13 protein-coding genes are annotated in these 15945 nt (G+C 67.0%); 3 read left to right on the top strand and 10 right to left on the bottom strand.

All coding sequences use genetic code 11. The features are described from left to right. Positions 1–224: 224 nt before the first annotated feature. Positions 225–2723 carry a mechanosensitive ion channel family protein gene (locus tag MHZ91_RS17590; protein WP_239214940.1) on the top strand — a complete coding sequence of 833 codons (2499 nt, stop codon included), beginning with the start codon at positions 225–227 and terminating at the stop codon, positions 2721–2723. Positions 2724–2773: 50 nt separating this feature from the next. Here MHZ91_RS17590 and MHZ91_RS17585 read toward each other — a convergent pair whose 3' ends face one another. Next, the gene (locus MHZ91_RS17585) at positions 2774–3244 is read right to left on the bottom strand and encodes an Lrp/AsnC family transcriptional regulator (RefSeq protein WP_175186534.1); all 471 of its coding nucleotides are present in this window, start codon (positions 3242–3244) and stop codon (positions 2774–2776) included. Between the two features lie 204 nt (positions 3245–3448). On the opposite strand from MHZ91_RS17585, the gene MHZ91_RS17580 reads away from it, so the two are divergent. Continuing rightward, entirely contained in the window at positions 3449–4093 is a 645-nt protein-coding gene (locus MHZ91_RS17580; protein ID WP_175122136.1) for a LysE family translocator, read from the top strand. Positions 4094–4145: 52 nt separating this feature from the next. Beyond that, positions 4146–5051: an EamA family transporter gene (locus tag MHZ91_RS17575; RefSeq protein ID WP_239214938.1), complete on the top strand. Its 906-nt coding sequence runs from the start codon at positions 4146–4148 to the stop codon at positions 5049–5051. A gap of 7 nt (positions 5052–5058) precedes the next feature. Here MHZ91_RS17575 and MHZ91_RS17570 read toward each other — a convergent pair whose 3' ends face one another. The 9 genes from MHZ91_RS17570 to MHZ91_RS17530 all read right to left on the bottom strand — a co-directional run bounded on the left by MHZ91_RS17570 (position 5059) and on the right by MHZ91_RS17530 (position 15937). Further along, positions 5059–5634, bottom strand: a complete 576-nt coding sequence (locus MHZ91_RS17570; RefSeq protein WP_175122134.1) for a hypothetical protein — start codon at positions 5632–5634, stop codon at positions 5059–5061. Positions 5635–5818: 184 nt separating this feature from the next. Beyond that, positions 5819–6790, bottom strand: a complete 972-nt coding sequence (locus tag MHZ91_RS17565) for a tripartite tricarboxylate transporter substrate binding protein (RefSeq protein WP_239214936.1) — start codon at positions 6788–6790, stop codon at positions 5819–5821. A gap of 43 nt (positions 6791–6833) precedes the next feature. Next, positions 6834–7619, bottom strand: a complete 786-nt coding sequence (gene otnI, locus MHZ91_RS17560) for a 2-oxo-tetronate isomerase (RefSeq protein ID WP_239214934.1) — start codon at positions 7617–7619, stop codon at positions 6834–6836. 81 nt (positions 7620–7700) lie between these two features. Continuing rightward, entirely contained in the window at positions 7701–9803 is a 2103-nt protein-coding gene (locus MHZ91_RS17555; RefSeq protein ID WP_370647833.1) for a TonB-dependent receptor domain-containing protein, read from the bottom strand. 190 nt (positions 9804–9993) lie between these two features. Beyond that, a complete protein-coding gene (locus MHZ91_RS17550; RefSeq protein ID WP_239214932.1) occupies positions 9994–11043 on the bottom strand; it encodes an ABC transporter substrate-binding protein in 1050 nt (349 codons plus the stop codon). 90 nt (positions 11044–11133) lie between these two features. Then, the gene (locus tag MHZ91_RS17545; protein ID WP_239214929.1) at positions 11134–12117 is read right to left on the bottom strand and encodes a GTP-binding protein; all 984 of its coding nucleotides are present in this window, start codon (positions 12115–12117) and stop codon (positions 11134–11136) included. Beyond that, positions 12117–13775: an amidohydrolase family protein gene (locus MHZ91_RS17540; protein ID WP_239214927.1), complete on the bottom strand. Its 1659-nt coding sequence runs from the start codon at positions 13773–13775 to the stop codon at positions 12117–12119. Before MHZ91_RS17540 ends, MHZ91_RS17545 begins: the two co-directional genes overlap by 1 nt. A gap of 5 nt (positions 13776–13780) precedes the next feature. After that, complete coding sequence (locus MHZ91_RS17535; protein WP_239214925.1) at positions 13781–15028, bottom strand: amidohydrolase family protein; 1248 nt, start codon at positions 15026–15028, stop codon at positions 13781–13783. Between the two features lie 27 nt (positions 15029–15055). Next, positions 15056–15937, bottom strand: coding sequence for an ABC transporter permease (locus tag MHZ91_RS17530; protein WP_175139508.1), 882 nt, complete (start codon positions 15935–15937; stop codon positions 15056–15058). Positions 15938–15945: the final 8 nt, after the last annotated feature.

The following is a 15945-nucleotide window of genomic DNA, read 5'->3' as shown; positions in this document are numbered from 1 at the left end:
TTTTGCTTTCTGGCGCGCCAATCGCCAGACACGCTTGCGGCAACTCCCCGCGCCGGCAGCGCTCGCAGTACATGCGCCATTCGCCATTCGCGAATTGCGAATGGCGAATGGCGACATCCATATTGCCCTTCTGGCCCGCCGCATTTCGCGATATCGTGACATGCCGCCGTTTCGCAGTCGATCCCAAGCAACCGCAAATCCGTCCCCCACCACGGAGTCGCAACATGCGCGCACGCGCACGAATCCTCTTCTGGCTGTTTGGCCTGGTGCTGGGGTGGGCGCGTGTGGCGCTTGCAGCGGAAACGCCGGCGCCTGCCGCGCCGCCCGCCGCGATCCAGATGGCCGAGATTCCGCTGCGGGCGGACACGGATTTGCGATACGCCGAGGGCGTATTGCAGCGCGCGGCGACGGCGGATCCGTTGAGCGCGCTGATGCCGCCGCTCGATGCCATCGCCAAGTCCGCGGACGAAAAGCTCTACGAATTCCAGCCGGCCCAGCTGCGCAACTTTCCCATCATGCGGCTGGAAAGCCTGGAGCGGCACTGGCTCTTTGACGTGCGGCGGCTGGCGCGCTGGCGGGCCGACATGCGGCAGGCGACGGCCTGGTACGCCAGCGACGCGGCCGAGCTGCTGCGCCGGCGCACGGCCTGGCAGGCGATCAAGGACGCGCCGGGCGCGGCGGGGCTGCCGGCGGCATTGGCCGACCGCGTCGACGTGGTGATCGCGCAGTTGCTGGCGGCCAGCCAGGCGCTGTCCGTGCCGCTGTCGCGCCAGGTCGAACTGGAACAGCGGGCCAACGCGATCGAGGAACAGATCAAGGCAGGCCAGCGTCAGGTGATGGAGGCGATCAGCTATGTCGATGCGCGGCTCCTGCGCGTGGATTCGCCGCCGCTCTGGGCATTGGACTGGTCCGGAAGATCCGACCAGGACACCATGACCCTTTTGCGCCAAGGTCTGGACATCGAGGTCCGCTTCGCGCGCGACTACGGCGCCGCCGGCGCCAGCAATCAGCGCGCGCTGCACACGTTGCAACTGCTGCTGCTGCCGCTGCTGATCTGGCTGGCCAGAAAAAGCCGCAACGCCATCCGCACCGGCGTCATGAGCGAAACCGCTGCCGGTGTGCTCGGGCGGCCCATCTCCACATGGGTCCTGTTGTCGATGATGGGCGTGCTGGCCCTGGAGCCGGACGCGCCGTTGATGGTGCAGCAGATCGCCCTGGTGCTGGCGGCGGTGCCGGTGCTGCGCCTGCTTCCACCCGCCAGCCGACGGCATCTGGATCATTGGCCGCGCGTCATCACCGCGCTCTTCCTTGCCGAGCGGCTGGGCTTCCTGTTCCTGGCCAACACCCTCTTCTATCGGCTGTCGACCGTGGCGGCGGCGGTGGCGGCCCTGACGGCCATTTTGTGGCTGCTGGCGCGCGGACGGCGCCAGACCTATCCGCCCGGTTCCGAGCGGCTGGTGCGCGCCTTGCGCGCCGTCGCCTGGTGCGCGGCAGCCCTGTTGTGCGTGTCGCTGGGCGCGAACCTCATCGGCAATGTGTCGTTGTCCGAGATGCTGACCAGCGGCATCATCGGCAGCGGCTACTTCGGGCTGGTGCTGTACGCGGGCGTGACCGTCATCATCACGCTGCTGCAGCTTCTGCTGGCCCGTCAGGGCATTTCGCGCTTCCGGCTGGCGCGCGAACACGCGCCGCCGCTGGTGCTGCTGCTGATCCGCCTTGTCAGCGCCGCCGCGATCGTGGGCTGGGCGGTCTACACCATGGACCGCTTCCGCGTCCTGCGCGCCACTTACGCCTTCGTGACGCAGGTGCTGTCCTACACGCTGGAAGTCGGCGAAGTCTCGATCAGCCTGGGCAACATCCTGGTCTTCGCGATCTCGGTCGTGATTGCCTTCTGGGCCGCGCGCGCGGTGCGCCTCATCCTGCACGACGAGGTCCTGACCCGCATGTCGCTGCCGCGTGGCGTCGGCAACAGCATCGCCTCGCTGTCGTACTACCTGGTGCTGCTGCTGGGTTTGGGCATCGCCCTGTCTGCCGCGGGTTTCCAGACCAGCCAGCTCACCATCGTGTTCGGCGCCTTGGGCGTGGGCATCGGCTTTGGCCTGCAAGGCGTGGTGAACAACTTCGTGTCGGGTCTGATCCTGATGTTCGAACGGCCGATCCAGCCGGGCGATGTCGTGGAGATCGGCGGCACGTCGGGCCAGGTAAGGGATATCGGCATGCGCGCCACCCGCATCAAGACGTTCGACGGCGCCGACGTGATCGTCCCGAACGGCACGCTGCTGTCCGACAAGCTGACCAACTGGACGATGCTGGACCGCAGCCGCAGGATCGAGATCAGCATCGGCCTGGCCTACGGCACCGACCCGCGGCAGGTGCTCGCGCTGCTGGACGACGTCGCGCGGCAGACGCCGGGCGTGGTCACGGAGCCTGCGCCCATGGTGCTCTTCATGGGCTTTGGCGCCAGCACGCTGGATTTCAGCTTGCGCGCGTGGACCTACGACTTCGACCGGTGGATCGAGATCCGCAGCGACATGCTGGCGCGGATGTACGACGCGCTGCGGGACGCGGGCATCCAGATCCCCTTTCCGCAGCGGGACCTGCATTTGCGCAGTGTTTCGGAAGAAGCTGGCCGTGCGCTCCACGCGGCCTGGCCGGCCGACCCGCACGGGCCTGGCCCCGCGCGAACCGGCAGCCGGGACGGCGGCCAGCCGTCAGGGGCTTGAGCGGCCGGTTGCGCGCACGCATGAGCGCCCATGCCGCCCGGCCCGCCGGTTCACTCCCCAGCCATCACCGGCACCGTCAGCCCATTCTTCACCCGGCTCATCACCACCAGCGTCGAAAACCGCTTCACGTTGGGATTGCCCCAGAAATGGCGCTGCGCGAACACCTCATATTCCGCCATGTCGCGCATGGTGAGGGTCAGCACGAAGTCGACCTCACCCGTGACCGACAGGCATTGCATGATCTCGGGCGCGGTCTGCATGGCGCGCTTGAACTGGTCGAGCTTGTCGGCGCGCTCGCTTTCCAGCGACACCAGCACCACCATCGTGATCCCGCGTCCCACGGCCGCGGGGTCCACGACGGACACGTCGGCCGTCACCACCTTGGAGTCGCGCAGCCGCTTCATGCGGCGCAGGCAGGACACGGGCGACAGGTTCACGCGTTGCGCGACGTCCTGGCTGGTTCGTTGGTTGTCTTCCTGCAGGCTTTGCAGGATCTGCAGGTCGAAATCGTCTAGTTCCATGGGGCGCTCGGAACGCTTTTTAGGTGAAACATCGGGCGGGATGCGGGTATCGGCCGATTCTAATCGTGGCCGCGACGCAAACCGTCGAGAATTCGACGGGAAACTTCATTTCGAGCGTGCCGGACGCAGGAATTATTCAAGCCGCTTGCTTACACTGGGAGCCCTCCGCCCGCGCCGCCGGGAATTTCCACGCAGCACCCTGCAATGCCGTCACTCCAGCTTTTCCTGCTGTTCCTGGCCGCCGACGCGGCCTTGAAGCTCACGCCCGGCCCCGACATGGCCCTCACGCTGTCGCGCGGCATGACGCAAGGGTTTCGGCCCGCCTTCCATAGCGTGCTGGGCAACGTGGCCGCCGGTTTCATCCAGGTTCCGGCCGTGGTGCTGGGCCTGGCTTCCGTGCTGCGAACCTTTCCCACGCTTTTCGTCGGCATCAAGGCGGCGGGCGGCCTGTATCTGGGGTACCTGGGCATCAAGGCGATGATCCGGTGCGCGAACGCCGCCGAGGTATCGCTGGCGGCCCGGCCGGGCGACGCGCGCGACGCCTTCTGGCAGGGCTTCATCACCAACCTGCTCAATCCGAAGGTGCTGCTCTTCATGATCGCCTTCCTGCCGCAGTTCACCTCGCCGGACAATGGGCCGGTCTGGATCCAGATGCTGGTGCTGGGCATCACGATGAAAGCGCTCAGCCTGCCCTATGGCAGCTGCTTTGCGTACGGCGCGTCGCGCATCCGCGGCTGGGTCGCGCGCAATCCCTGGTTCCTGCGCGCGCAGCAGGGCATTCTGGGCGCGATCATGCTGGGGCTGGCGATCTACGTGCTGGTTTCCACCGCGATGAATCCGCAGCCCTGACCGTCCACGCCACATCCCTGACACAAGCGTTTTTGCACAAACCCCGCCTTCCATGACCGCCGCCACCTTGAACAACGGACACAACAGCGCCACGTCCACCCTGCTTCCCACCCTGTCGCTGATCGGCGCCATGGCCTCGCTATGTGTGGGCACGTCGTTCGCGAAATCGCTGTTTCCGGAAGTGGGCGCACAAGGCACCACCGCGTATCGCATCGTCATCGGCGCCATCATCCTCTTGGCCTTCTGGCGGCCGTGGCGCTTTCCGCTGACGCGCGTCAACGCCGCGAAGATCGCCCTGTACGGCGTGACGCTGGCGTGCATGAACCTGCTGTTCTACATGGCGCTGAAAACGCTGCCGCTGGGCATTGCCATCGCCATCGAATTCACGGGACCGCTGACGCTGGCTGTGGTGCTGTCACGGCGCGCCATCGACTTTGTGTGGATCGCCTGCGCGCTGGCCGGCCTGATCCTGCTCATTCCCACCGGCCAGTCCGTCCACGACCTCGATCCGCAAGGCATCGCGTACGCGCTGGGGGCAGCGGTGTGCTGGGCGCTGTACATCATCTTCGGCAAGATGGCCGGCAACGTGCATGGCGGCCAGGCGACATCGCTGGGTCTGCTGGCGGCCGCGATGGTCGCCCTGCCCGTCGGCGCGGCGCACGCGGGCATGGCGCTGCTGGATCCCAAACTGATTCTGGCGGGCGTGGCCGTCGGCATCCTGTCCAGCGCACTTCCCTATTCGCTGGAAATGGTGGCGCTGCGTCGGCTGCCGCAAAAGACGTTCGGCGTGCTGCTGAGCATGGAGCCGGCGATGGGCGCACTGGCCGGGGTCGTCGTGCTGAACGAACACCTGTCGCAGACGCAATGGCTGGCGATCGGCGGCATCATCATCGCCTCCGCCGGCTGCGCCGCGACGGCGCAGCGCAGCCGCAAGGCGCCGATTCCCGCGCCGGATTGATCCGCCATCAACCAAAGCCCGGCTCGCGCTGCGGCAGCGACAACGGGTCGAAGTCTTCCCAGTGGTTGTTGCGCCAGCGGCCGTTGGCGTGCTCCACGTCGGCGCCTCCGGCATCGCGCAGAATGCGGCATGCCAGGATCTCGCGCTGCGGCCTGACACGCACGGCGACCATGACCCCGGCCTGACGGATCTCGGCATGAGAGTCGGGATTGAAGTGGCCGTGCTGCGTGGTGCCGTGCCCAGTCACCCAAAGCGCGCCGAACAGCGACCCGAGGTACGCGCCCACACCCGCCGCGGCCAGGATTGCGGCAGTGGAGTCGCTGAGTTCCGCCGCGACGAATCCGCCGAACACGGCAAACACGGCCCCCACGCCGCCCGCGCCCAGATAGGCGCCCATGTCGGCGCGCCCTGCGTCCGGGTCGGAACGCCGGTCGCCACCATAGGGAAAGCGGCCGTGCTCGCCGGCGGGATTGACGTAGAAGGTATGGATATCCCAGTCGGGAAAGCCGCTGGTGGCAAGGCGGCTGGCGGCGGCCTTGGCGGCTTCAAAGCCCTCGAAGCGGGCAGCTACGATCAAAGACATGGCAGTCTCCTCGCCCGCGGTCCGGGCCGGATGCGCATCGTTTCATCGTACGCCCGCCCCGCCGCCGTGCACGCCGGCGTTACACCTTGCGGCGGCTGTTACCCGGCCCTCTGTTACCCAAACCCTTCTCACCCAGCGCCGAGTCCCGTTTACGCCTTGCCCGGCAACGCGTCACCCCGGCCCCTTATTCCGCGGAAAGCCCCTTGCCCTGAATGACCGCGCCCCAGCGTTCGTGCTCCTGCCGCGTGTACGCGCGAAACGCATCGGGCGAGCTGCCGGTCGGCTCCAACCCCTGCAGCGTCAACTGCCTGACGACATCCGGCGATGTCAGCGCCTGCCGGATCGCCTGACTGAGCTTTTCCACGATGGGCGCGGGCGTGCCGGCCGGCGCGACCACGCCCTGCCAGGCCGCCGCCTCGAAGATCGGCCCGCCGGCCTCCGCAAATGTCGGTACGCCCGGCAGTTGCGCAGACCGTTTGGCGGACGGCACGGCAATCGCGCGCAGCCTGCCCGCCTGGATCAGCGGCCGGGCGGCGGCCAGGTCCGCCATCATCAGCGGCACCACGCCCGCGGCGACGTCCTGCAGCGCGGGCGGCGACCCTTTGTACGGCACCGCGGTCGCGCGGCCGCCGACGGTTTCCATGAACAGTTCCATCGCCAGATAATGCGGACTGCCCACGCCCAGCGACGCATAGCTGCCCGGCGGCTCGCGTTTCAGGTAGGTCTTCACGTCGTCCAGCGTGTGCAGGCCCGAATCCGGCGCCGCGACCAGCACGATGGGCAGCGCCACCAGCGTGGACACCGGCGTCAGTTGCTGCTGCGGATCGTAGGGCAGATCGTCGTACAGCCACGGGTTGAGCGCCAGCGTGCTCATGCCCGCGGTCAGCACCGTGTAGCCGTCCGGCTGGGCGCGCGCGGCCTCCTGCGCGGCGACGATGGTGGCGGCGCCCGGGCGGTTCTCCACCACCACCGGCTGCCCCAGCGACTGGCCGACATGCCGGGCCACGATGCGGGTCGCCAGATCGCTGCCGCCTCCCGCGCTGAACGGCACCAACCACCGGATGGGCCGATCGGGATAGTCGGCCGCCCACGACGCAGCCGGCATGGCCGCGGCCAGCGCCGCCGAAAACAGCATGCGCAGCACGCCCTGGAACATGACGCTCACTCCTTTTGAACTTCAAATGCGGGATTGTGGCCGATCAGGCGCGCGCGGCGCTCAGCCAGCGCAGGCCGGCCGACGTGGAACCTGCAGGACGGTACTCGCAGCCGATCCAGCCGGTGTACTGCAACTCGCGCAGCACGCCGAAAACCCAGCCGTAATCGAGTTCGCCCCGGTCCGGCTCCTGGCGCAGCGGCACGCCGGCGATCTGCAGGTGGCCCACGCGCCCCGTGGGCAGGTACTCGCGCAGCTTGGCGGTGACATCGCCCTCGACGATCTGGCAGTGGTACAGGTCCATCTGCACTTTCAGGTTGGGCGCATTGACCGCCTGCACGACGGCGTGCGCGTCCTCCTGGCGGTTCAGGAAATAGCCGGGGATGTCGCGCGTGTTGATCGGCTCGATCAGCAGCGTGACGCCGGCCGAGCGCGCCTCGCGCGCGGCCCAGTCGAGATTGGCGTGATAGTAGTCCAGCATCGCCTCGCGCGAGGCATCAGGCGGCGCCACGCCCGCCATCACATGCACGTTGGAACAAGACAACGCGGTGGCATAACAGAGGGCCTGCTCGATGCCGGCCTGGAACTCGGCCTGCCGGCCCGGCAGGGCCGCCAGCCCGCGATCGCCTTGCGCGCTGATGCCGGGCGGCGCATTGAACAGCACCTGCGCCACCCCGGCGGCGTCCATGCGCTCGCGCACGAACGCGGCGGGCGCTTCATAGGGAAACATGCACTCCACGCCCGCGTAGCCGTCGGCCGCGGCCGCCGCATAGCGGTCCAGGAACGCATGTTCCGTGTACATCATCGACAGATTGGCGGCGAACTTCAGCATGGCGGGCTCCTGGCGCGGGATGCCGCCGCGGACAGCGGCACCCGCCGAAAATAGCACAGCCCGCCGCCGCACCCAACCGGGTCAGTACGTCATGCGCACGCCCAGCAGCACGCTGCGGCCGGGCAGCGGCGCAACCGTCGAGATGAACGAGGCGTGGTTGTAAGCCAGCTTGTTCAGCAGGTTGGTGCCGCGCAGGAAGACCTCGTAGCCCGTGGCGCCGTACTGGCCGCGATAGGCCACCACCGCGTTGACCATGTTGTAGCCCGGCGTGGTGTCTTCATAGGCCGCAATGTCCTTCTGCGCGAACACGCGTGCGTATTCGACGCCGCCCGACCACTCTTGCCACTTGAAGTTGCCGCGCACGCCCGCACGTCCGGCCGGAATGCGCGGCAGATTGCCGTCGCCGCCCGTGAGCTTGCCGCGCACGTAGTCGCCGAACACCGCCGCCGAGAAGATCGGCGTGAACTGGTGCCGCAACTCGCCTTCCACGCCCGTGAATTCCGCATCCTGCTGCGTGTATTCGATCAGGCGGAAGTCCTCGTAGCGATCCAGCGTGTTAGCGTAGATGTAGTTCTTCACGCGGTTGTGGAACACGCTGGCAGAGAACGTCGTGTCGCCCGAATGCTTGCGCAGCGTCAGGTCGATGTTGTGCGAGGTTTCGCGCGTCAGGTCTGGATTACCCAGTTCATACGTATTGGTGGCGATGTGGATGCCGTCCGCATACAGCTCCTGCGCGTTGGGCAGGCGCTGCGAGCGCGACAGCGACAGCGCCACGGAATACTGCGGCGCAAAGTCCCAGATCGCGGCGGCCGACAGCGACGTGCCCGACAGACTGCTGCGCGGCGCGCCGCCCGACGGCGACACGCGCTGCCAGTCCTGACGCGCGCCCAGCTCGAAGCGCCAGTCGTTCAACTGGTATTCCTCCAGCAGGAACACGCCGTTCGAACGCGTCTTGCTCGGCGGCAGGAATGCCTCTTCGCCTTCGGCGCTGAAATCGCTGTATGCGTTCTGCAGGCCGATCACGCCGCGCCAGCCGGCGATGGGCTTGTGCTGCAGTTCCACCCGCATGTCGTAGCCCTTGTTCTTGAAACGCGTGCCGACCTCGCCGCCCTCGATCTCGTCGTGCTGGTAATCCGTCAGGCCACCGCGGAATCGGATCTTCTCGAAGCCTGCGAACGGATCCTGGTATTCGGCGCGCAGGTCCATCCGGTTGCTGCGCAGCTTCACGTAGGGCACGCCGCCATGTTCGTGATCGTGGTCGTGGTCGTGGTCGTGGCCTTCCTCGCCTTCGTCCCCATGGTCGTGGTCATGGCCGCCGCAATGCAGATGCGTGCCGTGCGGATGGCAGCCTTCGTATTCGTGGTTGTGGCCGGGCAGGCCGTATTCGCTTTGCAGGTGCGTGAACGCCACGCCCACGTAGCCGCGCGGCGTGATCCACGACATGCCGACCGAGCCCTGCGTGGACTCGCTGTACGAGCCTTCCAGCTTGCCGCCGGGCCAGTCCGGCTCGTCGTAGTCCCTGGTGCGGCGCTTCATGCCTTCGACGCGCACCGCGAACTGGCCCTCGCCCGCCGTGATGCCCACCGCGCCGGCGCGTTCCTTGGTGCCGGTGGCGCCGCGCAGTTCCGCTTCGGCCGCGATGCCCTTTTCCGGCACTTCGGTCGGAATCTTCTTGTCGATCACGTTCACCACGCCGCCGATCGCGCCGCCGCCGTACAGCAGCGTGGCCGGGCCGCGCAGCACTTCGATGCGGTCGGCCAGCAGCGGCTCGACGGTCACCGCATGGTCGGGCGAGATGGCCGAGGCATCCATCACTTCGGACCCATCGGACAGCACCTTCACGCGCGGCGCGGTCTGTCCGCGGATCACCGGACGGCTGGCGCCGCCGCCGAACGTGTCGCTGTTGACGCCCGGCAGGTTCTTGAGCGTTTCGCCCAGCGTGCCGTTGCGCTGCTCGATCAACGCATCGCCTTCCAGCACCGAGGCCGGCAGCGTGGTGCTGTTCAGGTCCAGCCCCAGCGGATTCGCGGAGACCGTGATCGGCGCCACGGTCTGCGTGCGGGTCTCGCCTTCGGTCTGCGCCTGGGCGACGGGCGCCATCAGCATCAGCGAGCACACCAGCGGCTTCAAGGGCGCCCGGCCAACCGCTCGAACGCGCGATGCTTTGCCGCGCGCTTTCCCCATCCCCAGCTTCTTACCGTTCATCTTTACTCTCTCGGATGTTATATCATTACAAACCAGCAGGCGGATGATATAACATTTCACTACGCATGCAGCACCGTCCGGAAACGAAAAAGCGCGATTCCCCTGCAGGAATCGCGCCTCGATGTCGCGGTCAGTGGCGCAAACGCGGGGAATGACGCCCCGCGCCCTATCAACCCGCCTTGAACTCCTTGTTCCAGAACTCCAGCATCTCCGCCTTCTTCTCGGTCAATCCCTTCAGGTCGTACGCGTGCAGCAGCTTGACCTCGGCATCCGAGAAGCCCACGCGCTTCAATGCCTCGGGCAGCGACGCGTTGGTGACGGTGGGCGCGTAGCCCATCTTTTCCGCAAAGCCGATCTGGCCCTGGGGATCGAGCATGGCGTTCAGGTACGCCCACGCCGCGTCCTTGTTGCGGCTGTTCTTGGCGACGGCGGCTTCAAACGACACCGGCACCGATCCTTCCTTCGGAATCACGAAGCCCAGTGGCAGTCCGCTGTCCTTCCATTGCAGCGCACGCGCCTTCCACATGACGGCGATCGCGATTTCGCCGGACTTGAAGGCGGCCGCGACGGCTTCATTGGACGGGTAGATGCGCGGCGCGTTCGGCTTGAGCTTGGCCAGGAACCGCTTGCCGCCCTCGTAGTCCTTGGTGGTGCCGCCCGCGCCCAGTCCCACGAAGACCGAGTTGTAGAGATAAAGAATGTCGGAGAAGCCGACCTGGCCCTTCCACTTGGGATCCAGCAGCACCTGCAGCGAATCGGGCGGCGTCGGGAATTTCTCGGTGTTGTAGACCAGCGTCATCGCGCTGAAGATGTGCGGAATCGAGTACGGCGTCTTCAGCGTGTCGATCGCGTTGGCCAGGTTGGGCAGCTTCTTGACGTCCAGGGGCTCCAGCGTGCCGGAGCGCTCGGCGTCATACATGTCGACTTCACCCAGCAGCGCCACGTCCATGCTCCCGCGGCGCGAGTTCTTTTCGGCGCGCAGCTTGGTGACGCGGCCCACGGCGTTGCCCGTGTCGTAGACCACCTTCACGTCCTGCTTGGCGACGATGGGATTGATGATCTGCTGCAGCAGGTTCTGGTAGTCGCCGCCCCAGGTGCCGACCACGATTTCCTTTTCGGCGGCGTGGGCCATGCCGGGCAGCCAGCCCAGGGCGGGCGCAAGCGCCAGGCCGGAGGCGGTCTTGATGAAGCCACGGCGATTCAGGTTTTTCTCTTGCATGACAACCTCGTATCGAAAAGAACTGACGACTAGCTACGAAGCACCGCGCGACACGCCAGTCTGGCCGCGCGGCCTTGGATTCAACGATATTCAGACCAGCATGTCGACCGGCGCATGCGGCGCGGAGGCACGGATTTCCTCGGCCTCGATGTCGCGCGCAATCACGATGATCGCGTCGCGCGCATCCGGCTGCCGCGTCAGCCGCTGCGGCAGGCTGAAGGTCGAGCCGACGGACTGGATCAAGATGGGTTCCTCGCAATCGCTGACGCGCACCACGGCTTTGACGCGCAGCAGGCGGTCGCCGCAGAGCCCGGCCAGGTTGTCCAGCCATTCGGAAAAATCGGTCCAGCTGATGCCGGGCTGCGCGCGCGCCGCCATCACGCGGATGCGCGGATGCGCCGCGCCCTGCCCGCCTGCCGACAGCATCCGCGCCGCCAGCCCCGCCAGGTCGGACGTGCCTTGCGACGGCGCGAACGCGGCCCGCACGGCGCGGGTGCGATCCGGTTCCGCGACAACGGCGGCCAGCGGATTCAGGGCCTCGGCACGCGCGGCGCGAGCGCCCAGCGCACCGGGCACGGCCGGCAGCAGATCGGTCTTGGTCAGCACGATGCGATGCGCCGCCCCGAACTGCGCCATCGCCTCATCCATCTCGGCCAGCGCGTCGGGATGACGCGCGCAATCGTCGGTGCAGACCACCGTCAGCCGCAGGCCGCGGCTGGCCAGTTCCGGATCCGCGAGCGACGCGATGATCGGGCCGGGCCGCGACAGCCCGCTGCATTCCAGGATGACGCGTTGCAAGGGGCCTTCGCCTTCGGGGCGGGGCGCGTCCAGCAGCGCGCTCAGCGTGTAGACCAGGTCGCTGCGCAGCGAGCAGCACACGCAGCCGTTGGCCATCAAGGTCATCGGCACGTTGTCGCTGTCGTTGGCCACGATGGCCCCGTCCACGCCAACCTCGCCGGCCTCGTTGACGATCACGCCGGTGTCACGCGATTCCGGATCGCGCAGGTAGTCCACCAGCAGCGTGGTCTTGCCGCTGCCTAGAAACCCACACAACAGGAACAGGTCGATGGCCATCAGGGTGCGTCCTCGCCCGTATCGCACGGCGATCCCGACGGTGCGCCGCCGGTCGGCGGACGCTCGCCATCCGGATCGTCGGCCCAGCTGTCGCGGACCATCGCGCGCACGTCGGCCAGCAGCTCGGCGGTGTCGTACACCACGCCCGACTTGATGGTGGTCTGCAGGCAGCGCTGCCATTCGACCTTGGCGGTGTCGTCGTTCAGCCGCATGGCGCCCGTGCCGAACAGCAGCTTGAAGTCGGTCAGCGGATTCTGGTCGTGGATCAGCAGGTCGGCGCGCTTCTGCACGTCGATGGAGCCGGTGTCGTCATCGATGCCCAGCAGCGCCGCGCTGTGCGACGTGGCCGCGCGCAAGACCTCGATGGGATGAAAGCCCGCTTCCTGCAGCAGCTCAAGTTCGCGGACGAAGCCGAATCCATAGATCTGGTAGATGAAGCCCGAATCGCTGCCCGCGCAGACGCGTCCGCCCAGGTTCTTGTATTCGTTGATGAACTGCATCCACAGCCGGTAGTTCTGCTTCCACTCGATCTCGTTGGTGGTGCTCCAGCGATACCAGTAGGCGCCGTGGCCGCCGCGCTGCGGCTGGAAGTATCGCCACACCGCCTTCCACGTGTACTCGTCGTGCCAGTCCGCGCGGCGCGCGCGCATCAGGTCGCGGTTGGCGTCGTAGATGTTGAAGGTGGGCACGAAGGTGTGGCCCAGTTCCAGGAACTCGTCCATGACCTGGCGCCACTTGGCCGACCCCGGCTGCGCGGCCTGCATGAAGGTCTGGCCGGCCACCGCAAAGCGGTAATACTCGTCGCTGTAGTTGTAGTCCGTCGGAAACGACTGCACGACGCGGTCTTCGAACAGCGCCTCGGGCAGGCCGTAATAGTGTTCGGAACTGGTCAGCCCCCAGCGCGCGGACTTCATCGCGTTCACGCGCGTCACCGCCATCTGCGCGTGATGGCAGCCCGAGCGCAGGCCCACCTTGGCCGCCTCGTCCAGCGCCGCTTCCATGATGGCGGGCGGGGCGCCGAAGAACTTGATGCCGTCCGCGCCGCGCGCGGCCAGCTTGCGCACCCATTCGCGGCCCTGCTCGGGCGTGTGGATGGTCTTGACGCGATCGTTCACCGCCGGGAACACGGAATGCACGATCATGCGCGGCGCGGCGATCTGGTTCGCGGCGGACAGCTCGCGCTGCTCCATCGTCCAGCCCAGGCCGCCCATCGCGCCCATTTCGCGCACGGTGGTGACGCCGTGCGCCAGCCACAGCTTGTAGATGTAGTCGGCGGGCGGCACGATGCCGCTCATGGCGTGATACGGCGTGCCGATGTGCGCGTGCGCGTCCACAAAGCCTGGCGTGACGAACTTGCCGTGGCAGTCGATCTCGTGGTCGCCCGGACCGGGCCGGCGCTTGGGATCGATGGCCTTGTGCGGCGTGCCCACATTGACCAGCGCCGTGATGCGATCGTTCTCGATCACGATGTCCACCGGCCCCCAAGGCGGCGCGCCGGTGCCGTCGATGATCGTGGCCCCGCGCAGGATCAGCCGCGGAAACGGTCCCAGGCCGCGGTCGCGCGGCGCGGGCGCCGAAGGCGGATGCCAGCCCTTGGCCGCATTGACGTCACGCGACTCTTCGCCGACGTCCGACTGCGAAAACGTGGGATCGCTCATGGCTCCTAGACTCCCAGCTCGTTGTGTTCGATGACGCCGCCCTTCATGATCAGGCCGATCTGCTCGCCCTGTCCCAGCAGGCACGACAGGTCCCGGTACGGATTGCCGTCCACCAGCAGCACGTCCGCCAGTGCCCCTTCCTGGATGCGGCCCAGCTGGCCGACCTGGTTCAGCACTTCGGCGGCGGTCGTGGTGGCGCACTGGATGACCTCCTGCGCGGACAGCACCTCGCGGCGGATGCGGAATTCGTCGCTCTGCAGGCGCTGGGACGGGCCCAGCAGATCCGACCCGTAGCCGATCTTCACGCCCGCCTTCTTGTAGATCTCAAGCGAATGCAGGCCCGCGGTGCGCACCGTCGCGATCTTCGCGACAGAGTCCGCCGGCAGGCCGTAATCGGCGCCTTCATTGGCAAGCGCCTCGTAGGTCACCAGCGTCGGCACCACGAACGCGCCCTTCTCGGCCATGAAGCGCGCCACGCGTTCGTCGACCAGATTGCCGTGCTCGATGGTGCGCACGCCGTTGCGGATGGCGCGCTCGATGGCGTCGGCGGTATAGGAATGCGCCATCACGTAGGTCTGGCGGCTGGCCGCCTCGTCGACGATGACGCGGATCTCTTCTTCCGAATAGCCAAAGGAGGCGATGGGATCGGTGGGCGAGGCCACGCCGCCCGAAGCCATCATCTTGATCTGGTCCGCACCCATCTGCAGTTCCTGGCGCACGGCCTTGCGCACGTCGTCGATGCCATCGGCGACGCGACCGATATCGCCCGCACGGAAGCAGCAGCCGCAGAAGCTCATGGGACGCAGGTGATCCGAGCGCGGACGCGGATCGCCGTGGCCGCCGGTCTGGCTGATGGCACGGCCCGAAATGAACAGGCGCGGTCCCTTGACCGTGCCTTCGTTGACCGCGTACTTCAGGCCCCAGCCCGCGCCGCCCGCGTCGCGCACGGTGGTGAAGCCCCGGCGCAGCATGGCGGCCATGATGGGCACCGCGCGCATCATCACCAGCGCGTCCGGCAGGACGCCCTGCGTACTCAGGTTCAACTGCGTGGCCAGGACGTGCACGTGCAGGTCGATCAGACCCGGCATCAGCGTGCGGCCCGCGGCGTCGATCACGCGCGCCGAGGACGCGCTGATCGGCTTGTCCGACACTTCCTTGATGACGCCATCCTCGACCAGCACGTGGTACCCCTCCAGCAGGTCGGACTGCAGGGGATCGAGCAGGTTCGCATTCTTGAACAGCACAGCAGACATGAGAATTTCCTTATCGGGGTATCCAGGTCAGGACGCCATCGTCTTGATATAGCGCCGGTGAATCAGCCAGTTCGAAAAGAGGGCAATGACAAGCGTGCCGCACACCAATATGACTGCGAGCGCCGCGCCGAACGGCCAGTTCGAGGCCTTGGTGATCTGGTCATACAGCGCCGGCGCCATCATGGTCAGCCCGGAACCGCCCAGCAGCACCGGCGTGGCGTACGCATTCATGCACAGGATGAACACCAGCATCGTTCCCGCGGCCACGCCTGGCGCGGCGATCGGCAGCACGATGCGGCGGAAGGTGGTGAAGAAGCTGGCGCCCACATTGCGCGCGGCCTCTTCCACCGACAGGTCCATGCCTTCCAGCACGCTTTGCAGCGTCAGGATCAGATACGGCATGACCACCGCAGTGGTGCCGATCACCACCGCCGTTGGCGTGTACATCAGCGTCAGCGGCTTATCGATGATGCCCAGCCCCTGCAACACGGCGTTGACCACGCCCGCATTGCCCAGCGCCACCATCCAGCCGGCCGCGCGCACCACGTTGCCCACCATCAGCGGAAACACCAGCAGGATCACGAACAGGCTCTTGTAGCGGCTTTGCGTGCGCGCCAGGAAGTACGCCACCGGAAAGCCCAGCACCAGCGCCAGGACCGTGCACAGCGCCGCGATGCCCAGCGTGGTGAAGAAGATGTCGCGGTAGTACGGGTCGCCAAAGAACTTGGCGTAGTTCTCGAACGTGAAGGCGGTCTGCATCATCTCGACCGGGTCGAAATGATTGAAGCTATAGCGCGCCAGCTGAAGGATGGGGATCATGATGATCACCAGCACCACCAGCGAGGCCGGAAAGGCCAGCCCTGGGCCCAGCCAGCGGCTGGGGCGTCCGTCCTGCGTTGCGGTCGTCATCGCGCCTC

The organism is Achromobacter sp. ACRQX, from assembly GCF_022346505.1.
In the GTDB taxonomy this organism is placed as follows: Bacteria; Pseudomonadota; Gammaproteobacteria; order Burkholderiales; family Burkholderiaceae_B; genus Achromobacter; species Achromobacter animicus.
Note: the sequence above shows the minus strand (reverse complement) of the source record. Positions and strands in the feature narration are given on the sequence as shown.